This window comes from Paucibacter sp. Y2R2-4 (assembly GCF_025717535.1).
Lineage (GTDB): Bacteria > Pseudomonadota > Gammaproteobacteria > Burkholderiales > Burkholderiaceae_C > Paucibacter_A.
Window position 1 is genome coordinate 333,308 of the sequence record NZ_JAJIRO010000001.1, and the last position, 19,661, is coordinate 352,968.

Below are 19,661 nucleotides of genomic sequence, written 5' to 3' on the forward strand. Positions count from 1 at the left end.
ACAGGGCCAGCGCCGCTTAAACTACGGCTCCACCTCAAAGCCCTCCACCCGAGGGCTTTGTTCATGTTTGAAAGCCCCATGAGCCAGACCCCAGATTTCAGCGCCCATACACCCGTGATGGCGCAGTACCTTCGCATCAAGGCCGAGCACCCCGATGAGTTGGTGTTCTTTCGCATGGGTGACTTCTACGAGGTCTTCTTTGATGACGCTCGCAAGGCCAATGCGCTGCTGGACATCACCCTGACCGCCCGCGGCCAAAGCGCCGGCCAACCTGTGGTGATGGCGGGCATTCCGGTCAGCGCTTTAGAGAGCTATTTGGCCAAGCTGATCAAGCTGGGCGAAGCGGTGGCAATTGCGGAACAGGTCGGCGATGTAGCCACCAGCAAAGGGCCGGTTGAGCGCAAGGTGGTGCGCGTGGTCACCCCAGGCACGGTCACGGACAGCGAGTTGCTGGCCGACAAGCAGGATTCGGTCTTGCTGGCGGTGGTGCAGCAAGGCAAGAACCACGGGCTGGCCTGGTTGTCGATGACCCAAGGGCAACTCGGTCTGGCCGAATGCAACGACAAAGAGCTGCCCTCCTGGCTGGCGCGCCTGAGCCCGGCCGAAGTGCTGGTGGACCGGGAGCGGCAACCCGCCGGTGTGCTGGCCGCGCATGTGGCCATCACCAATCGACCCAGTTGGCAGTTCGACAGCAATCTGGGCGCGCGCAAGCTGTGCGAGCAGCTGGGCGTGGCCAGCTTGGCCGGCTTCAATGCGCAAGAACTCAGCGCGGCCCAAGCGGCCGCCGCTGCCTTGCTCAGTTATGCCGAACACACACAGGGTCGGGCACTCGCCCACGTCAAGAGCCTGCAGGTGCAGCGCAGCAGCGATTTACTGGACTTGCCGCCCGCCACGCAGCGCAATCTGGAACTCACACAAACGCTGCGCGGAGAAAGCTCGCCCACCCTGATGTCGCTGCTGGACAGCTGCCGCACCGGCATGGGCAGCCGCGCGCTGCGCCACTGGTTGCTTCATCCCAAGCGTGAGCGAGGCGAGGCCCTGGCGCGACACGGTGCCATCGAGGCCTTCATGCGCGCCTCGCCTGAGGCACTGCGGGAAGGCTTGCGTCAAGTCTCCGATGTGGAGCGCATTGCCGCGCGCATTGCGCTACGCCAAGTGCGCCCGCGCGAGTTGACCGGCCTGCGCAACACTTTGCAGGTTTTGCCCGCGCTGCAACAGACCTTGCCCGGCGGCAGCGCCCTGCTCGACAGCCTGGCACAAGGGCTTCGCGCCTCGCCGCATATCGAAGAGCTGCTGCGCCATGCGATTGCCGAAGAGCCAGCCGTACTGGTGCGGGATGGCGGCGTGATCGCCGATGGTTTTGATGCCGAGTTGGACGAGTTGCGCGGCATCCAAAGCAATTGCGATGCCTTCTTGCTGGACCTGGAAACCCGCGAACGTGCCCGCACCGGCATTCCCAATTTGCGGGTGCAGTTCAACAAGGTGCATGGCTTCTATATCGAGGTCACCCAAGGACAGGTCGACAAAGTGCCGCTGGACTATCAGCGCCGCCAAACGCTGAAGAACGCCGAGCGCTACATCACGCCGGAGTTGAAGGCGTTTGAAGACAAGGCCTTGTCCGCCCAAGAGCGCGCCCTGGCGCGCGAGAAGCTCTTGTTCGAAATGTTGCTGGACCAACTGACCGAAGAACTGCAGGCCTTGACCGCACTCGGCCGGGCGCTGGCCAGCCTAGATGCCTTGGCCGCGCTGGCCGAGCGGGCGCACAGCCTGCGCTGGTGCCGGCCGGAGTTCGTCAATCAACCTTGCATCGACATCATGGCCGGCCGCCACCCGGTGGTGGAAGCACGGCTGCGCGAAACCGGTGCCGGCGAGTTCATGGCCAATGATTGCCGGCTGGATGCGCGCACCCGCATGTTGATGATTACCGGCCCGAATATGGGCGGTAAGAGCACCTTTATGCGGCAGGTGGCCCTGATCAGCCTGCTGGCCGCCATGGGCAGCTATGTACCGGCCAGCGCCTGCCGCTTAGGCCCCATGGATGCCATCCACACCCGCATTGGCGCTGCCGATGATTTGGCTAACGCCCAGTCCACCTTCATGCTGGAGATGACCGAAGGCGCGGCGATTCTGCACAGCGCCACCGAGCACTCGCTGGTCTTGATGGACGAGATCGGGCGCGGCACCTCCACCTTTGACGGCCTGGCCCTGGCCGGCGCCATCGCCAGCCATTTGCATGACAAGACCCGCGCTTTCACGCTCTTTGCTACCCATTACTTTGAGCTGACCGAATTCCCCACCAAGCATCAGCAGGCCATCAATTGCCATGTGGGCGCGGTGGAAAGCGGCGACTCCATCGTCTTCCTGCACGAGATACAGCCCGGCCCGGCCAGCCGCAGCTATGGCGTGCAAGTGGCGCGTTTGGCCGGCATGCCGGCCAGCTTGGTGCGTCAGGCGCGCTCGACCTTGGAAGCGCTGGAAGCCAAGGCCTCGGACAGCAAACTGCAAATTGATTTGTTTGCTGCTCCCGCAACACCGGAGCCCGCTGTCACCCAGGAGACCCACGCTTTGGTCTTGGCCATGGAAGATGTGGACCCCGACGCCCTCAGCCCGCGCGATGCGCTGGCGCTGGTCTATCAATTGAAGAAGCTGAGCAAATCCAAGCCCAGCTGAAACACAGTCGAAGTCCCGATGAAACGCGCCCCCGGCATTTCCAAGACCCTTGTTTTTTCGCACGCCAATGGTTTTGGCGCCGGTTGCTATCGCGTGCTGTTCGAGGCCTGGCAGCGCGCCGGTTGGACGGTGCATGCCCTGCCGCAGATTGGCCACGACCCGGTCTTTCCCATCACCAGCAACTGGCCGCATCTGCGCGAGCAGCTGATTCAGTTCATCGAACAGCAGGTCCAGCCCTCCATGCCTGAGCCTGGCCCCGTCACCTTGGTCGGGCATTCGCTGGGCGGCTTGCTCAGCCTGATGGCGGCCTGCCGCCGCCCCGATCTGGCGCAATCGCTGCTGATGCTGGACTCTCCCTTGGTGACTGGCTGGCGCGCGCACAGTGTGCAGGTCATCAAGGCCACAGGCCTGATGCCCCGGGTGTCGCCGGGTCGCGTGTCCAGGCAGCGCCGCCACACGTGGCCCAACCGCGAGGCGGTGCTGACGCATTTTGCTGGCAAGCACAAATTCGCCCGCTGGGACCCGCGCGTGCTGCAAGACTATGTCGACAGCGGCTTTGAAGAAGGCGCCGACGGCAGCACTCATCTGCGCTTTCGGCGCGAATTGGAAACCCGCATTTACGAGACCCTGCCCCACCACCTCGGTCGACTCATGCAAAAGCACCCGCCGCAATGCCCTGTCGGCTTCATTGCAGGAACCCAATCGGAAGAGTTGCGCCAAGCAGGCTCGGCCGCCAGCAAGGCGCTGGCCCACCCGCACTTTGTCTGGATGGAGGGCTCGCACCTCTACCCCTTCGAGCGCCCCGACGACACCGCCGCTTTGGTGCTGCAAATGCTGGAAGTGATGCACTTGCCTCACGCCGCGCCTGAAACCCAAGGTTCGCCTCCTCTATAATCGCGCTTTACCACCACAGCGTTTTTGATGGACGCTGCAAGACATGACCAAATACGTCTACGTCACGGGCGGTGTGGTGTCCTCACTCGGCAAGGGCATCGCATCAGCTTCACTGGCTGCCATTCTCGAATCTCGCGGCCTCAAGGTCACCCTGATCAAGCTCGATCCCTACATCAATGTGGATCCGGGCACGATGTCCCCCTTCCAGCACGGCGAGGTGTTCGTCACCGAAGACGGCGCGGAAACCGACCTCGATCTGGGCCACTACGAACGCTTCATTACCACGCGCATGAAGCGCGCCAACAACTTCACCACCGGGCAGATTTATATGTCCGTGCTGGAGAAGGAACGCCGCGGCGACTACCTCGGCAAGACCGTGCAGGTGATTCCGCACATCACCAACGAAATCCAAGATTTCGTGCGTCGTGGCGCCGGTGTCGGCACCGCCGATGCGGTCGATGTGGCTATCGTTGAAATCGGCGGCACGGTCGGTGACATCGAGTCGCTGCCCTTCCTGGAAGCAGCGCGTCAGATGAGCCTGAAGGCCGGCCCGAACAATGTCGCCTTTGTGCACCTGTCCTATGTGCCTTGGATCGCCGCTGCCGGCGAACTCAAGACCAAGCCGACCCAGCACACGGTGCAAAAGATGCGCGAAATCGGTATCCAGCCCGATGCGCTGCTGTGCCGCGCCGACCGCCGCATTCCGGACGACGAGCGCGAAAAGATTTCGCTCTTCACCAATGTGCCCGAGTACGGCGTGATCTCGATGTGGGATGTGGACACCATCTACAAGGTGCCCCGCATGCTGCATGAGCAAGGTCTGGATCAGCTGATCTGCACAAAGCTGCAGCTCAACACCAAGTCCACCGACCTGAAGCGTTGGGACACCTTGGTGCACGAGGTGCTGAACCCGGCCAAGAACGTGACCATCGCCATGTGCGGCAAGTACACCGACTTGAGCGACTCCTACAAGTCGCTCAACGAGGCGCTGCGCCACGCCGGCATCCACAACCACGCTCGCGTCAATATCGAGTATGTGGATTCGGAACTGCTGAGTGCGACCAACATCGACCAACTGAAGCAATACGACGCCATCTTGGTGCCTGGCGGCTTCGGCAAGCGCGGTGTGGAAGGCAAGATCTTGGCGGCTCAATATGCCCGCGAACACAAGATGCCCTACCTGGGCATCTGCCTGGGAATGCAAGTCGCTACGATTGAATACGCACGCCATATGGCGGGCCTGGGCGGCGCGAACTCGACCGAGTTTGACCCCGAGACCCCGCACCCGGTGATCGCCTTGATCGACGAGTGGCAAGACGCCGACGGCAGCATTCAAAAGCGCGACGAAAATTCCAATCTGGGCGGCACCATGCGCCTGGGCGCTCAGAGCTCCGACGTGGCCCCCGGCACTTTGGCCCATGACATCTATGGCCCGGTGGTCAGCGAGCGTCATCGCCATCGCTACGAGGCCAATGAGCATTACTTGGATCAACTGCAGAAGGCCGGTCTGGTCATCTCGGCCATCACCCAGCGCGAAAAGCTGACCGAGATGGTGGAGCTGCCCCGCGCGGTTCACCCCTGGTATGTGGGCGTGCAGTTCCACCCCGAGTTCAAGTCCACCCCTTGGGACGGCCACCCGCTGTTCACCGCCTTCATCAAGGCGGCGCTGGACCACCAACAGGCCTGAAGGAATCTAGCCCATGAAGCTTTGCGGTTTTGAGGTCGGCATCGACCGGCCTTTCTTCCTGATCGCCGGTACCTGCTCGATCGAGGGCCTGGAGATGTCGATGGACGTCGCTGGCCAACTGAAGGAAGCCTGCACGGCTCTGGGCATTCCACTGATCTACAAGGGCTCCTTCGACAAGGCCAACCGCTCCTCGGGCTCGACCCGTCGCGGTGTGGGCATTGACGCGGGCCTGAAGATCCTGGACGAGGTCCGCAAGCAGTTGCAGCTGCCCATCATCACCGATGTGCATGATGAGTCGCAGGTGGCCGAGGTGGCCAGTGTGGTGGACGTGCTGCAGACGCCGGCGTTTTTGTGCCGGCAGACCGACTTCATTCGCGCGGTGGCCAAGTCCGGCAAGCCGGTGAATATCAAGAAGGGCCAGTTCCTGGCCCCTTGGGATATGAAGAACGTCATCGACAAGGCCCGCGACGCTGCGCGCGAAGCCGGCCTGTCGGAAGACCGTTTCCTGGCCTGCGAGCGTGGCGTTAGCTTTGGTTACAACAACCTGGTGGCCGACATGAGCAGCCTGGCCGAGATGCGCAAGTCTGGCGCGCCGGTGGTGTTCGATGTGACCCACTCGGTGCAAAAGCCCGGCGGCCAAGGCACCAGCAGCGGCGGCGCCCGCGAGATGGTGCCGGTGTTGGCCCGTGCTGGCGTCGCCGCCGGTGTGGCGGGTCTCTTCATGGAAACCCATCCCTGCCCGGCTGAAGCATGGTCCGATGGGCCAAACGCCGTGCCGCTGAAGCATATGCGCGCTTTGCTGGAGCAATTGGTGGCCCTGGACCGCGTGGTCAAGAGCCAGCCCCTGCTCGAGAACGACTTCACCGCCTGAATTGAATCGCCCGCCTTGCGGGGCGGACGCCGCGCAAGATTGTTCAGCGCCGGTAACTGCCAGCTGGCAAGATGCGCGCCGAACCCGAATTTTTGACCTTTTGGAGAGCTTGAATGAGTGCCATTGTTGATATCGTCGGCCGCGAAATTTTGGACAGCCGCGGCAACCCGACCGTCGAATGCGATGTCTTGCTGGAATCCGGCGTGATGGGCCGTGCGGCCGTGCCTTCGGGCGCCTCGACCGGCTCGCGCGAAGCCATCGAACTGCGTGACGGCGACAAGAGCCGTTACCTGGGCAAGGGCGTGTTGAAGGCCGTTGAACACATCAACACCGAAATCTCCGAGGCCGTGCTGGGCCTAGACGCTTCCGAGCAAGCCTTCCTGGACCGCACCCTGATCGATCTGGACGGCACCGAGAACAAGAGCCGCCTGGGCGCCAACGCCATGCTGGCCGTGTCCATGGCCGTGGCCCGCGCCGCGGCCGAAGAGTCGGGTCTGCCCCTGTACCGTTACTTCGGCGGCATGAACGGCAACCAACTGCCCGTGCCGATGATGAACGTCATCAACGGCGGCGCGCACGCCAACAACAGCCTCGACCTGCAAGAGCTGATGATCATCCCCGTCGGCGCACCGAGCTTCCGTGAAGCCCTGCGCTGGGGCGCTGAGGTGTTCCACGCGCTGAAGAAGATCCTGCACGACAAGGGCATCTCCACCGCCGTCGGCGACGAAGGTGGTTTCGCGCCCAGCGTGGAAAGCCATGAAGCCGCCATCCAGCTGATCCTGGACGCCATCGACAAGGCCGGCTACACCGCCGGTGAGCAAATCGCCATTGGCCTGGACTGCGCTGCCAGCGAGTTCTACAAGGACGGCAAGTACGTGCTTGAAGGCGAAGGCGGCCTGCAACTGACGGCCCAGGAATGGACCGATATGCTGGCCACCTGGGTCGACAAATACCCCATCATCTCGATCGAAGACGGCATGGCCGAAGGCGACTGGGACGGCTGGAAGCTGCTGACCGACCGCCTGGGCAAAAATGTGCAGATCGTGGGCGACGACCTCTTCGTCACCAATACCAAGATCTTGAAAGAAGGCATCGACAAAGGCATTGCCAACTCGATCCTGATCAAGATCAACCAGATCGGCACTCTGACCGAGACCTTCGCTGCCATCGAAATGGCCAAGCGCGCCGGCTACACCGCCGTGATCTCGCACCGCTCGGGCGAAACCGAAGACAGCACCATCTCTGACATCGCCGTCGGCCTGAACGCCGGCCAGATCAAGACCGGTTCGCTGTCTCGCTCGGACCGCATGGCCAAGTACAACCAGCTGCTGCGCATCGAAGAAGACCTGGGCGATGTGGCCGTGTACCCCGGCCGCGCTGCGTTCTACAACCTGCGTTAATCGGGTCGGGCCCGGCGGCACAAGACTCGTCTTGCCGCTGGGCTAAACTTCGCGTGTGAAAACGATCAGCCTGCTCCTCGTCGCTTTTTTGCTGGCCGTCCAGGCCCAACTCTGGTTGGGCAAGGGCGGCTTGCCGCGTGGCGTGCAGTTGCGCGCAGAGCTGGCCCAGGTCGAGAGCGAGAACGACAAGGCGCGCCAGCGCAATGCTCAGCTTGAAGCCGAACTGCGCGATCTGCGCGAGGGCCTGGAAATGGTCGAAGAAAAGGCCCGCTACGAGCTCGGCATGATCAAGCCGGACGAAATCTACGTCCAGGTGCGGCGCTGAGCGGCGGCCCTTCTTGAACTTCCCGCTTTCCCTCCATATCTCCTACTCCTTCCCGCATGGACGCGCTGCTGCTGACGCTGCAACCGCTGCTCTTGCCGGCTTTTGAGCTGCTGGGCAGCCCGATCACTTGGGTAGAGCTGCTTGCTTTTGCGCTGGCGGTCTGGATGGTGGTTTGCAATATGCGCGTGCATATGCTGGCCTGGCCCTTGGCCATCACGAGTTCGCTGCTGTACTTCCTCTTGTTTTGGAGCGGCAAGCTTTACGGCGAAGCCTCTTTGCAATTGCTCTTTGCGGCCTTGGCTTTGTGGGGCTGGTGGCAATGGCTGCGCGGTAAGGGCGAGGATGGGTCGGCGCTCAAAGTACGCAGGCTCAGCCCTCAGGGTTTGGCGATATCGGTCGCCATCACTTTGCTCGCCTGGCCCGCTCTGGGCTTTTTTCTGAAACATCAAACCGATTCACCGTTGCCCTTTTGGGATGCCTTGCCCACCGTGGCCAGCCTTTTGGGCCAATGGCTCTTAGCGCGCAAGTACCAGGAAAACTGGAGCGTCTGGGTGCTGGTCAATGTCATCAGCGTTGCCCTGTTTGCCTACAAGGGCTATTGGTTGACCGTGTTGCTTTACGCCGTTTTCATCCCCATGTCGGTGGCCGGTTGGCGCGCCTGGGATCGCCATATGCGACCAGCCCCGGCCTCTGCAGCCATTGGCGTTTGAGCCCATTGGGCCCCGCGGCACACCCATCTTGACTGCCACCCTGATCGCCATCGTCGGCGCCGAGAGCACCGGCAAGAGCACGCTGGCGCAAGACCTGACCCTGCACCTGAGTCAAGCCACAGGACTGCGCTGCACCCTGGTGCCGGAATACTTGCGTGAATGGTGCGAAGTTCAACAACGCACACCGCGCATAGCGGAGCAGGCCGGCATCGCCGCCGAACAAACAGCACGTATCGAGGCTGCCGCACAAACCCATGATCTGGTTATTTGTGACACCAGTGCGCTGATGACCGCCATTTACAGCCAGTACCTGTTTTCCGACGCGTCGCTGTTAGCGGAGGCCTTAGCTTTTCACCGCCGCTGCGCCCTCACCCTGCTGACCGCGCTCGATTTACCTTGGGTGGCCGATGGGCTGCAGAGAGACGGTGCCCATGTGCGGCGGCCTATCGATACCGCTATTCGCGCCGCTTTGCTGAACGGCGGTCTGAACTGGTCGGTGGTGGCCGGCAGCGGCATGGCTCGCTTGGAAGCTGCGCTGAACGCCATCACGCCCTTGTTGAAGCACCAACGACAAGCTCGACAGGGTCTGTTCACCCGCCTGAATGCGCGGCAAGACGCCTTGCCCGAATGGCGCTGGGCCTGTGAGAACTGCGATGTGCCGGAATGCGAACACCAAGCCTTCAAGCGCTGAGCCTGGCCCCGATCACTGCCCCAGACTGAGCCCCAAGCCATGCGCTGCCTGCAGCAGCGGATGATCCAGCGGCACCCGCCGGTTGCCACCCGCCACCTCGGCCAGCGACACATCGGTCAAGGCCCCCGCCTGCAAGGCCACCATGCGACCAAAGCGGCCGTGCTTTAGCAGTTGGGCGGCATAACTGCCAAACTGAGTAGCCAAGATTCGATCAAAAGCCGTCGGGGTGCCGCCGCGCTGTACATGACCCAAAAGCGTGGAGCGAACTTCGCTGCCCAGGCGCTCTTGCAGCTGATGCGCCAACACTGCCCCCACCCCACCCAAGCGCAGGGGATCAGGGCTGTCCTTCAGTTTTTGGTGAACCACCATCCCGGCGTCCCGCGGATGGGCACCTTCGGCGATACAGATCAAGGTGTAGCCCGGCTCCGCCTCACGGGCCCGGCAGAACTCAGCCACCGCCTCGAGCTCATAAGGCAGCTCGGGCAACAGAATCACATCGGCAGCGCCGGCAATGCCGCCTTCCAAGGCGATCCAGCCGGCATAGCGCCCCATGGTCTCGGCAATCATCACGCGGCCATGGCTGCGCGCGGTGGTGGCCAAGCGATCCAAGGCCTCTGCGACTACGGCCACAGCGCTATCAAAACCAAAACTGCGCTCGGTCAGTGGCAGGTCGTTATCAATCGTCTTGGGCACCCCCACCACCGGCAAGCCCAGACGACTCAGTCGCTCGGCAATCGCCATGGTGCCATCGCCGCCAATGACCACCACAGCATCCAGCTGCAACTCGGCCACATAGGCCAGCAACTGCGCGGACACATCGGCACCGCCAGCCGCAAAGTAGTGGAAAGGGTCGCAGCGATTGTGCGTGCCGAGGATGGTGCCGCCCTGAGCCAGGATGCCGCTCACGACCAAGCTGTCCAACTCCAGCGTTCGCTTCTCAATCAGACCCAGAAAACCCTGCCGAATGCCGCTGACCTTGGCGCCGCATTCATTGATCAGCGCCAAGCTGACGGCGCGTATGACTGCGTTCAATCCGGGGCAATCGCCGCCGCCGGTCAAGATGCCGATATGCATCGATGCACTCCCTCAACACATGAAGGCCAGAGCTGCCAACTTGCTTGCTTACTTACTGATCGCCAGCTTGATGCCAAAGCCGATCAAGAACACACCGGCCACGCGATTCAGCCAAGCACCCACACGCGGGTTGGCGCGCATGCGTTCCGCCAAGAAATGAGTCAACAAGACCATGACCAAGCCATAGAGAAAAGTCAGGGCCGCAATCGTCAGCGCCATGGCTGCGAAGGTCAGCAAACCCAAGTGCCGTTTAGGATCGACAAAAAGCGGAAAGAAGGCCATGTAGAACACGATGGCCTTGGGGTTCAGCAAGGTGATCAGCACTGTCTGGCGAAAGAACTGCCGGGGCTGCATGCTCAAGACCGGCGCATCGCCGGGCTTGGCCAACAGCATCTTGAATCCCAGCCAAGCCAGATAGGCCGCACCTATCCACTGCACCGCATGAAAAGCCGCCGGATAGGCAGCCAGCAAGGCGGCCACACCGGCCACGGCCAGCCACATCAAGACCTGGTCACCAGCAATCACACCCAGCGTAGCTGCCAGGCCGCCGCGAATACCTCCCTTGCCGGTGGAGGTGATCAAGGCCAGATTGCCCGGCCCTGGGATCAACAAGAACACGATGATGGCGATGACGAAGGCGCTGTAGTCCGCAATTCCAAACATGCTGTGTCCTTTGCTGATGCGTGCCCCGCCATCTTAGTCATGCGCGGACCTCCGACCGTGGGATCAGCAATGCAAGCGCCGACAGAACATTACTGCACCGTGCCACTACCTCCGGCTTGCGCATGGTCGGCTGCGAACAACTCACCCACATCGACCGCATCGAAGTGATATTGCTGGCCGCAGAACTCGCAGCCAATCTCCACATTGCCGCGCTCGGCCAGCACCGAATCGACCTCCTCGCGGCCCAGGCCCTTGAGCATCTGGCCGACTCGCCCGGTCGAACAACTGCAGGCAAACTTGGGCGCTAGCGGTTCAAAACGACGCACCGTTTCTTCCCAGAACAGGCGGCGCAAGACGGTGTCGGCATCCAAGCCCAGCAGCTCTTCGGCGGTCAAGGTCGAGGCCAGCATGCTGATGCGATTGAAGGCATCCGACAGGCCGATGTCGTCCTCATCGCGCCTGCCCTGCCCCTCCAAATTCCCTTCGCCCTGAATCGGCAGTCGCTGAATCAAGAGCCCGGCGGCGATTTCGTCATTGGCGAACAAAATCATCTTGGTATCGAGCTGTTCGGACTGCAGCATGTAGTGCTCCAAGACCTCCGAGAGCTTTTGCAGCGGCTCTTTGTGGTCGCCATGCAGGGGCACCACGCCTTGATAGGGCTGCTGGCCGGGCAAGCGGTCCTTGGGGTCCAGCGTGATGGCGCAGCGTCCTTGGCCATGCACATTCAACATGGCCTCCAGCTTGGCGCCCACGGGCACCTCGCCGACCAGCTTGGCGGTGGCGCGAAAGCTCAGGTCCGGTTGCACCTCAGCCACGGCCAGCTTGACCGGTCCATCACCAAAGACCTGCAAAACCAGCGCGCCATTGAACTTGATGTTGGACTGCATCAACACCGCTGCGGCTGCCATCTCGCCCATCAAGGCGCGCAACTCGGGCGGATGCGCACCCACCACCTCGCGGCGCTTCAAGACCTCGCGCCAGCTGTCGGTCAAACGCACCAACATGCCGCGCACCGGCAGGCCTTCGAACAAAAATTTATGCAGTTCGCTCATTCAGAGCTTTCTTTCTTCTTCAGGCCTTGCGCATAGCGCCGGCCATTGGCTATGTAATGCAGAGCACTGGCCTTCAGGCCCATGATCTGCTCGGGAGTCAATTCACGCAGTACCTTGGCAGGGCTGCCGACGATCAAGCTGCCATCCGGGAACTCTTTGCCCTCGGTCACCAAAGCGCCTGCGCCGACCAAACAGTTGCGGCCGATACGTGCGCCATTCAAGACCACCGCACCGATTCCGATCAAAGAATGATCACCCACGCTGCAACCATGCAACATGACCTTGTGGCCCACCGTGACGCCCTCGCCCAAGACCAGAGGAAAACCATGGTCGGCGTGCAGCACCGAACCGTCTTGAATATTGCTGCCGGCGCCAATCGTCAATTGCTCGCTGTCGCCGCGCAACACGGCTTGAAACCAGACAGACACATCGGCGCCCAAGCTCACTCGGCCAATCACCTCGGCGCTCTCGGCCACCCAGGCCGACTCATCCACTTGGGGGCAATGCTCGTCCAACTGATAAACAGCCATATCGTCCCTTCTGCCTTTGATGAAGTCTTGGGCCTTTGGCCCAAGGGCGGGATTTTAGGCTGGCATCTGTAGCAACACAGATTTTCGGATGGGGAGCCCGCACATGGAGGCTTGGGGACGAATGGATTCAACTGAGCAGCGCAGACCTCCGGCGATTCACTTGTTTGTGACAGCACATACCCACCGCGAGTATTCAAGAACGCCTTGTTGGCCAGTTCAACCCTAGCAATTTGGGTTCACTCTCGGCCGCTCGCTCAGTCAACTCAGCCGCTCAAATCTGTGATCGCTTGAAGGCCAGGGCGGCATCGGTACTCAGATGTCGCAGCATGCCTTGCTCACGCACGCCCCAGGGGCGCGCCGGGTCCAAGTCGAGGGCTAGCACACCGGGTGTGGCATCGTCGCCGACCATTGGAGCGAAGACTCGGGTCAGGCCGGAGGGCAGCAAGAGCTGCTGCTCGGACCAGTCACGGCTGCACTTGGCACCGGGGTGCTGCGCATCATTGAGGGCGATGCTCAGCGGCAATCCCTCGTGCTCACCTTTGGATGATTCGCCCAGTTGCAGTGCTTGGCCCGCGGCATTGGGCCGATAAGTAGCCAGCAGTTCAACGCCCAACACCGACCTCAAGGCGCGCCCCAGGGCGGTGAAGATCAGGCCCGGACTGGGCTGCCGCCAGAGTTCCCGACTCAAGATGACCAGCTGCTGCAAGTCCTCATGCGCCGCCTGCAGTTTGTTCATGCGCGTCTCTTTTGCATGCGCCAAGGCCCGCGCATGCTGCCGCTCATTGCGGGCGATATCAACCTGCTGACGCCCATGCTTGGCCGCGATAGTCCAACTCGCCTGCTGCGCCAGCGAAGCCCGCCTTGCCATGGCGTAGGCTTCTTGCGGTCGACCGGCTTGGTCCAGCGCTTCGGCGGCGGCTTCCAAAAGGCGCGGCGGCGCTTGGAAGCCTTCCAAGGCTTGGGCTTGCTCGAGCGCCAAATTCAACCAATGCAGCACCGCCTCGGGCGTACCGGCGCAGCGTTTCTCGATCTCAGCGAGCACTTGCCAGAGTTCCACCAAGCTGGATTTTTGTTGCTGGATTGCTGCGGCCTTGGCGGCTTCCAGCGCCACCTCGCGCGCTTCATCGATGCGATTCAGATGCATCAGCGCACGCGCGCGACCCAGCACAACGTTGTTGCGCATATCGCTTGCGTGGGCCTGCATCTCGCGTTCGCCAAGCGTTTCAAAGTGCTTCAGGGCCGCTTCAAAATGGCCCTCATCCATCTCAGTGAGGCCCAGGTAATTCAGGGCCAGCATGGAGGTGTGGTTGTTCGGGTGTTGCGCCAAGGATTGCAGGCATTCACGCAAGAGCTCACGGGCGGAAGCGGTCTGGCCGACGCGACGCAAGGCTTCCCCGGTATGGGCCAGGCACATGCCGATGGCGCCCGGCCAACGAACCTTACGCGCCAGTGTCAGGCCCTTCTTCAGCCAAGCCAGAGCGGTCTCAAAGTCCGCGATTTGGGTGTAGGTGTAGCCTTGATTGGATGCCACCGAAATCGCGCGACGTACCTGACCCGACTCCAGGCTGGCGTCATACGCCAAGTTCAGCCAGCGGGCGGCTTCCAGGTAGTCGGATGCCAGGCCATGCTCCAGTGCGCGGTAGTCGGCCAGTGCCGCGCTGCTCTGGGTTCTCAGGCCGTCGAGACTGTGAGGCAGTTGTTCAGACCAGGTGACACGGGCCAACTCGAAGTCGCGAAACAAATCAGACCGGGCCAGGCTGGCTCGAAAGTAAAGCTGGCGCTCTGCGTCCAAGGCCTGGTCGGCCAGATCCACAGCCTGCTGCATGGCCTCGCGATGGGCGTCGACCTCGCCTTTGTCGGCATGCACACAGGAGCGCAGCCAAACCATGTCGGCCAGCGCGACAAGATTCGGATGGGCCTCCAACTCGGTCCGCGCTTGGGTCAAGCGTTGCTCGGCTTCGTCCAAGCTCATCATCAACATCGCGACTTCGGCCTGAATCAAAAACAAGCGCCCGCGCATATGACTCAAGACCGCCGGGTCGACGAAAGCGACCTGCTCCACTTCCCGCTCGAGCTCGGCTTGCAGCCCGGTCGCCAACTCCAGTGCACGCGGGCTGTTGAGCTGCCGCAACCCCCAGGCGACATACAGGCGCGAGTTCCAATCTGACTGCTCAGTCAGCAGTGTGCTGGCTGCAAGCACATCCCGCTCCAGCGGGAACAGATCGAATTCATTTGCTATTGCCATCGCAGCGACCCTCAGGTTCAGTCAGCGCCCACAAGATAGAACGGCTCAGTTCCCGCAGTCTGCCGCTTTCAATGCAAAAAGCCAGGACACCGCGCGCAACAGAAAATTAACACAAGCCGTGAAGACAAATGAAGACAAAGAATCCGCTGGTGCTCGCCTTGTTTGCTTCGAGGCCAAATTGAGCAAGCGCTGGTCGCTGCTACGGCGCTACCTTTTGATCTGCTTGAAATTCTGAGAACAATTGAACTTGATACGCAGATTGGGGCTCTGCGGGTTCCTCGCTTGCAGGAAGTATCGGGCCACGAATTCGGCCTGCCGAATCAAGCTGGATTTCGATTCCGCCAGGGTTGCGCCAGCAACAAACCGATATGGGCCGCTGGTTTCAACGGTCCTGGACCGGGCGTCTCCATCGCGCCCATCTCCGACATTCGCGCCACAAGGTCGCTCGAGAGTTGCTGACCCACTAGCTGACCTTCCCTGCTTGCGGTGCATCGCCCGAATGCGGCCGTGCAGCGTTTGAGCTGATGGGCCGGAAGCACTTGGCCTCGCAGACCTGAAAACATACAGGCTGCATTCTTGGCTATCGCTTGGTCCAAGCCCAGGAAGATTGATCGCTTGACCCAGCTTCCTTCGCGTCCAGTGAGTCAACGATGTCGGCGAGACCAGGGCTTGATACATGCGAAAGCGAGTCGGACTGGGGCGAAAAGCACATCTGGGAATCGATCTCGGCCGCTTGTCGTCACGGCAGTTTGAATGCGTCGACCGCGCGGGCCAACTGATCGGCTTGCTGGCGCATACCACTGGAAGCGGCGGCCGTTTCCTCAACCAAGGCGGCATTTTGCTGCGTCATTTGGTCGAGTTCGTGGATGGCCTTGCCGACCTGGTCGATGCCCAGGGCTTGCTCGCGTGCGCCACTGGAGATGCCTTGCAGCAAGCTACCGACCTTGCTGGTGCTCTCGACAATGGCGCGCATGGTGGTGCCGGCTTCGCTGACAATGCGGTTGCCCAATTCGACCCGTTCTCCGCTGGCAACGATCAACTGCTTGATCTCGCGCGCGGCCTCGGCACTGCGCTGAGCCAGGGCCCGCACCTCGCTGGCCACCACGGCAAAGCCGCGGCCTTGTTCACCGGCGCGGGCGGCTTCGACCGCTGCATTCAGGGCCAGGATATTGGTCTGGAATGCGATGCTGTCGATCACGCCGATGATCTCGCCGATGCGGCGGCTGGAGTCCTGGATCTCGGACATGGTGGTGACCACCTGCTCAATCACCTGCCCGCCTTGACCCGCCAGCTTGACGTTCTGCGCGGCTACGCCGGCGGCCTGTGCGGCGCCGTCGGTGGTGTTGTTCACGGTGGAGCCAATCTCCTCCATGGCCGAGGCAGTTTCCTCAAGATTGGCGGCGGCCTGCTCGGTACGCTGCGAAAGGTCCATGCTGCCGGTGGCCACCTCGTCGGACGAGAGCTTGATGGCATCGGCCGCTTCGCGCACCTCGCGGACGGTGGCCCGCAAGGACAGCTGCATCTCGGCCAGCGCGCCCATCAATAGAGAAGTTTCGTCACGGCCCTTGGGCGTGAGGGTGTCGGTCAAGTCGCCGCCGGCCATGGCACGCATGCGCTGAATCAGGGTGCGGATGCCCGAGTTCATGACGCGGTAGAAGCAGTAGAAGAAGTAGAGCCCGGCCAGCAACAGGGCTAGGGCGCTGCTGGCCCCGAAAACGATGCCATCCAACAGTCGCTGCTGGCGGGCTTCAAGCAGCTGGTCTAGTTGCTTGGCGGTGGCCTTCTGCATGGCACTCAGTTCGACCAGGATCGCGCTGGCTTCCTGCACAATGACGGCGGGCTTGTGCTCGCTGACTTCGTCCTGCAGCAGCAAAGCTTCGTAGCGCGTAACGAAGGCCTGTGTGCCGGCCAATTTCTCTTCCAGCTTGAGTTTGCTCAAGGCGGGATTGAACTCGGTGGCATGGGCGAGGTCCTCGTACAAATTGCCGAGTAGAGCTTTGTCGACGGCCAGGCTGGCAGCGGCGGTGGCCAGGCGCTGCGACTTCGGGTCTTGTACATAAGCGGCCAAAGCGCCGCGGCTCAGCCCCAGGTTCTCCATCAGCTGGGGCAGGTTGACGGTGCTCGCCAACATCAGGTAGTAGCTGTCGCCCTCGGGGTCCAGGGCCAGACCGCTGGCATCCACCACATGCTTGACCAGCTCGCCCAAGTGGCCGCTGATCTCGACATAGGGCTTGCGCACCTCGGCGGCGCTCAGGCCCTGGCTGTTCTGGCGCGAGGCGCTGTCCAGTGCGGCCATCAAGGGTTTCCAGTGCTCATCGCCCTTGTCCGCAAAGCTCTCCAGCCGTGGCTTGGCTTCCTTGTGCATCAGCGCTATGGCCTGCTTGAACTTGTCTTGCAGGGCCGGCAGATCGCTGCGCTCCACACCGTTAGCGCGGTCGACCAGACCGCGGCGCAGCAGCTGGGTTGCCTCCATGGCCGGCAGCAAGGCCTGAATCGTGGCCAGGCCCGTACGCTCGGCCGCCGTGCTCTGCCGGGCGGCCTGCCGATCCGAGATCAGCACACCCAAGGTCAGCAGCATGGGCAGCACCAGCAACAGCAAAATCACCGCGGCCTTGGCCGGGAACATCATCTTGCGGAACCAGTTCACGCCGGGGCGGGCCCATGCTGGAGTACTGGGGACCGAGTCTGTCTGCGATGAAGGGTGTTGGCGCATGAGCTTGACTGGAAGTTGAGGTGCTGGCGGAGAGGCTCAAAGGTGCATAGGAAATGCGATGCCTAGGCGCACTCGCTTGAAATGGTATTGCAGAGGCTCGCAAGCTTTCGCTTTCGGCAGGCGGTACTACAAACTTGAGCACAGCGGAGACTGCCATGAGTGCTTACGTTTTCCGGACATCAAGTCCGAGACGTTTAGACAGGCACACGGGCCACAAGTAGGCACAACGTGATAATCCTGCCCATGGAAATTCGCGCTGCTGCTCTCGATATTCTTTGCTTCAAAGTTCCCAGCGCCAAGGCTCAAGCGGTGCGCGACTTGTATGACTTGGCACAGCAGGGACGCACGACATTGAATGAGGCCCAGCGCTTCGAATGCCCGGCGGAGCTCCCGGGCCGGCCCGAACGGCCGCGTCTGCTGTCGGCACTGCAAGTGCCCAACCGCTCGCCCTTCACCCCCGAGGGCCGCGCCGCCTTGCTGCATGCAATTGCGCATATCGAATTCAATGCGATCAACCTGGCGCTTGACGCCGTCTGGCGTTTCCCCGATATGCCGGCAGCGTTTTACTTGGATTGGCTCAAGGTTGCGGCCGAAGAGGCTTTTCATTTCGATCTCTTGCATCAGCACCTGCAAAGCAGTCTGGGCCGCAGCTATGGCGAGTTTGACGCCCATGACGGCCTGTGGACCATGGCCGAGCGCACCGCAGGCGATGTGCTGGCCCGCATGGCCCTGGTGCCGCGCACGCTAGAAGCGCGCGGACTGGACGCCACCCCGCCGCTGCAAGCCAAGTTGGCGCGCGCCGGGGATCACAAAGCGGTCGAGATTCTCGACATCATCTTGCGCGACGAGGTCGGCCATGTGCTGATCGGCAACCGCTGGTACCGCCACTGCTGCCAGTTGCAGGGCTTGGACCCGATCGCCATCTACCCCGATCTGGTGCGCCGGTATGAGGCACCCCGATTGCGCGCGCCTTTCAATCTGGAGGCCCGAGAAGCGGCCGGCTTCAGCGCCGAAGAAATCGCCTATCTGCAGGCTTGGGCGCAGCCCTGAGGCGGGCGGAGCCCTACCCAGCAGCGCTGTCTGGGCGGGCATGCTCGATAATTGAGGGTTTTCACCTGTCGGGCCAAGCCCGCGTTCACCGGGCCAGCCCTTCATGAGCCGCATCCGCGCCAATCTCTTGTTGATTTTTATTGCCGTGATCTGGGGCTCGGCCTTTGTGGCGCAAAGCCATGGCATGGAGCATCTCGGCCCGATGGCCTTCACCGGCATTCGCTTTCTGATCGGCGCCCTGGTGGTGGCGCCCTTGATGTGGCGCGAGTGGCAGGGTTTGAAAGCCCAAGATCGCGCTTTGCGCCCGGTGGACGGCGCCAAGATCGCCGGCCTGGGCAGTCTTTTGCTGATGGGCGCGGCGATGCAGCAGATTGGCATCGTCAGCACCACCGTCACCAACGCGGGCTTTTTGACGGCGCTGTATGTGCCCCTGGTGCCGGTGCTGGGTTGGTTGCTGTGGCGCCATCTGCCGCATTGGTCGGTCTGGCCGGGTGCGCTGGCTTGCTTGGTCGGCGCCTATTTGCTGTCGGGCGCCCAGTCGCTGAGCATTGGCCGGGGCGATCTTTGGGTGATTTTGTCGGCCCTGCCCTGGGCCTTCCATGTGGTCTTGGTCGGACGGGTTGCGGACCGCATGGCCGCACCCTTCTTGGTGGCCGGCGGTCAATTTGCGGTGTGCGGCCTGCTCGCCCTGGGCTGGGCCTTGCTGAACGAGCCCATCAGTGCCAGCGGCTTGCAAGCGGCGGTGGGTTCGCTGCTCTACACCGGCGTGTTCTCGGTCGGCATCGCCTTCACCGCGCAAGTGGTTGCGCAGCGCTACGCGCATGCGGCAGACGCAGCCATCATCTTGTCCTCCGAAACGCTGTTTGCCGCCTTGTTCGGCTACTTCATGATGGGCGACCGCCTGAGCCCCGCCGGGCTGCTCGGTTGTGCGCTGATCTTCGCCAGCATGATGTTGATTCAGCTGATCCCCATGTTTTCCATGCTGCAAAAGAGCATTAATTCACGAATTCTTCAAAACTAGGGTAATCCCTGATTTTTGTCATAGGGTTTTCACTAATCTCTGTGACACTCACGGCCGTGATGCAG

Annotated in this window: 16 protein-coding genes; 10 read left to right on the top strand and 6 right to left on the bottom strand. The window is 62.0% G+C overall.

What is annotated here, in order from left to right; genetic code table 11:
* Nucleotides 1–78: 78 nt before the first annotated feature.
* The 8 genes from mutS to LNV06_RS01420 all read left to right on the top strand — a co-directional run bounded on the left by mutS (nucleotide 79) and on the right by LNV06_RS01420 (nucleotide 9,248).
* Nucleotides 79–2,670, top strand: a complete 2,592-nt coding sequence (gene mutS / locus LNV06_RS01385; protein WP_263536455.1) for a DNA mismatch repair protein MutS — start codon at nucleotides 79–81, stop codon at nucleotides 2,668–2,670.
* A gap of 18 nt (nucleotides 2,671–2,688) precedes the next feature.
* Nucleotides 2,689–3,564, top strand: a complete 876-nt coding sequence (locus LNV06_RS01390) for an alpha/beta fold hydrolase (protein WP_263536456.1) — start codon at nucleotides 2,689–2,691, stop codon at nucleotides 3,562–3,564.
* Nucleotides 3,565–3,607: 43 nt separating this feature from the next.
* Entirely contained in the window at nucleotides 3,608–5,251 is a 1,644-nt protein-coding gene (gene pyrG, locus LNV06_RS01395) for a CTP synthase (protein WP_263536457.1), read from the top strand.
* Nucleotides 5,252–5,264: 13 nt separating this feature from the next.
* On the top strand, nucleotides 5,265–6,122 hold the full coding sequence (gene kdsA / locus LNV06_RS01400; RefSeq protein ID WP_263536458.1) for a 3-deoxy-8-phosphooctulonate synthase: 858 nt from the start codon (nucleotides 5,265–5,267) through the stop codon (nucleotides 6,120–6,122).
* A 113-nt stretch (nucleotides 6,123–6,235) separates the two neighbouring features.
* A complete protein-coding gene (eno, locus tag LNV06_RS01405) occupies nucleotides 6,236–7,522 on the top strand; it encodes a phosphopyruvate hydratase (RefSeq protein ID WP_263536459.1) in 1,287 nt (428 codons plus the stop codon).
* A gap of 55 nt (nucleotides 7,523–7,577) precedes the next feature.
* Nucleotides 7,578–7,847: a septum formation initiator family protein gene (locus tag LNV06_RS01410; protein WP_263536460.1), complete on the top strand. Its 270-nt coding sequence runs from the start codon at nucleotides 7,578–7,580 to the stop codon at nucleotides 7,845–7,847.
* A 56-nt stretch (nucleotides 7,848–7,903) separates the two neighbouring features.
* A complete protein-coding gene (gene pnuC, locus LNV06_RS01415) occupies nucleotides 7,904–8,557 on the top strand; it encodes a nicotinamide riboside transporter PnuC (RefSeq protein ID WP_263536461.1) in 654 nt (217 codons plus the stop codon).
* Between the two features lie 28 nt (nucleotides 8,558–8,585).
* The gene (locus LNV06_RS01420) at nucleotides 8,586–9,248 is read left to right on the top strand and encodes an AAA family ATPase (RefSeq protein WP_318013404.1); all 663 of its coding nucleotides are present in this window, start codon (nucleotides 8,586–8,588) and stop codon (nucleotides 9,246–9,248) included.
* 12 nt (nucleotides 9,249–9,260) lie between these two features.
* Here the strand turns inward: LNV06_RS01420 and LNV06_RS01425 are convergent, their stop codons facing one another.
* The 6 genes from LNV06_RS01425 to LNV06_RS01450 all read right to left on the bottom strand — a co-directional run bounded on the left by LNV06_RS01425 (nucleotide 9,261) and on the right by LNV06_RS01450 (nucleotide 17,459).
* A complete protein-coding gene (locus tag LNV06_RS01425; RefSeq protein ID WP_263536462.1) occupies nucleotides 9,261–10,322 on the bottom strand; it encodes a 6-phosphofructokinase in 1,062 nt (353 codons plus the stop codon).
* A gap of 48 nt (nucleotides 10,323–10,370) precedes the next feature.
* On the bottom strand, nucleotides 10,371–10,985 hold the full coding sequence (locus LNV06_RS01430) for a LysE family translocator (RefSeq protein ID WP_263536463.1): 615 nt from the start codon (nucleotides 10,983–10,985) through the stop codon (nucleotides 10,371–10,373).
* A gap of 89 nt (nucleotides 10,986–11,074) precedes the next feature.
* The gene (hslO, locus tag LNV06_RS01435; protein ID WP_263536464.1) at nucleotides 11,075–12,037 is read right to left on the bottom strand and encodes an Hsp33 family molecular chaperone HslO; all 963 of its coding nucleotides are present in this window, start codon (nucleotides 12,035–12,037) and stop codon (nucleotides 11,075–11,077) included.
* The gene (locus LNV06_RS01440; RefSeq protein ID WP_263536465.1) at nucleotides 12,034–12,567 is read right to left on the bottom strand and encodes a gamma carbonic anhydrase family protein; all 534 of its coding nucleotides are present in this window, start codon (nucleotides 12,565–12,567) and stop codon (nucleotides 12,034–12,036) included. Before LNV06_RS01440 ends, hslO begins: the two co-directional genes overlap by 4 nt.
* Before the next feature lie 271 nt (nucleotides 12,568–12,838).
* On the bottom strand, nucleotides 12,839–14,812 hold the full coding sequence (locus LNV06_RS01445; protein WP_263536466.1) for a tetratricopeptide repeat protein: 1,974 nt from the start codon (nucleotides 14,810–14,812) through the stop codon (nucleotides 12,839–12,841).
* A 739-nt stretch (nucleotides 14,813–15,551) separates the two neighbouring features.
* A complete protein-coding gene (locus LNV06_RS01450; RefSeq protein ID WP_263536467.1) occupies nucleotides 15,552–17,459 on the bottom strand; it encodes a methyl-accepting chemotaxis protein in 1,908 nt (635 codons plus the stop codon).
* A 309-nt stretch (nucleotides 17,460–17,768) separates the two neighbouring features.
* Here LNV06_RS01450 and LNV06_RS01455 point away from each other — a divergent pair, with 309 nt between their 5' ends.
* A complete protein-coding gene (locus tag LNV06_RS01455; protein ID WP_263536468.1) occupies nucleotides 17,769–18,575 on the top strand; it encodes a ferritin-like domain-containing protein in 807 nt (268 codons plus the stop codon).
* 103 nt (nucleotides 18,576–18,678) lie between these two features.
* Nucleotides 18,679–19,596, top strand: a complete 918-nt coding sequence (locus LNV06_RS01460; protein ID WP_263536469.1) for a DMT family transporter — start codon at nucleotides 18,679–18,681, stop codon at nucleotides 19,594–19,596.
* Nucleotides 19,597–19,661: the final 65 nt, after the last annotated feature.

Excerpts from the sequence above, each read along its gene's own strand:
- mutS (WP_263536455.1), top strand. The coding sequence starts at position 79 with ATGAGCCAGACCCCAGATTTCAGCGCCCATACACCCGTGATGGCGCAG.
- LNV06_RS01390 (WP_263536456.1), top strand. The coding sequence starts at position 2,689 with ATGAAACGCGCCCCCGGCATTTCCAAGACCCTTGTTTTTTCGCACGCC.
- pyrG (WP_263536457.1), top strand. The coding sequence starts at position 3,608 with ATGACCAAATACGTCTACGTCACGGGCGGTGTGGTGTCCTCACTCGGC.
- kdsA (WP_263536458.1), top strand. The coding sequence starts at position 5,265 with ATGAAGCTTTGCGGTTTTGAGGTCGGCATCGACCGGCCTTTCTTCCTG.
- eno (WP_263536459.1), top strand. The coding sequence starts at position 6,236 with ATGAGTGCCATTGTTGATATCGTCGGCCGCGAAATTTTGGACAGCCGC.
- pnuC (WP_263536461.1), top strand. The coding sequence starts at position 7,904 with ATGGACGCGCTGCTGCTGACGCTGCAACCGCTGCTCTTGCCGGCTTTT.
- LNV06_RS01425 (WP_263536462.1), bottom strand. The coding sequence starts at position 10,322 with ATGCATATCGGCATCTTGACCGGCGGCGGCGATTGCCCCGGATTGAAC.
- LNV06_RS01430 (WP_263536463.1), bottom strand. The coding sequence starts at position 10,985 with ATGTTTGGAATTGCGGACTACAGCGCCTTCGTCATCGCCATCATCGTG.
- hslO (WP_263536464.1), bottom strand. The coding sequence starts at position 12,037 with ATGAGCGAACTGCATAAATTTTTGTTCGAAGGCCTGCCGGTGCGCGGC.
- LNV06_RS01440 (WP_263536465.1), bottom strand. The coding sequence starts at position 12,567 with ATGGCTGTTTATCAGTTGGACGAGCATTGCCCCCAAGTGGATGAGTCG.
- LNV06_RS01445 (WP_263536466.1), bottom strand. The coding sequence starts at position 14,812 with ATGGCAATAGCAAATGAATTCGATCTGTTCCCGCTGGAGCGGGATGTG.
- LNV06_RS01455 (WP_263536468.1), top strand. The coding sequence starts at position 17,769 with ATGGAAATTCGCGCTGCTGCTCTCGATATTCTTTGCTTCAAAGTTCCC.
- LNV06_RS01460 (WP_263536469.1), top strand. The coding sequence starts at position 18,679 with ATGAGCCGCATCCGCGCCAATCTCTTGTTGATTTTTATTGCCGTGATC.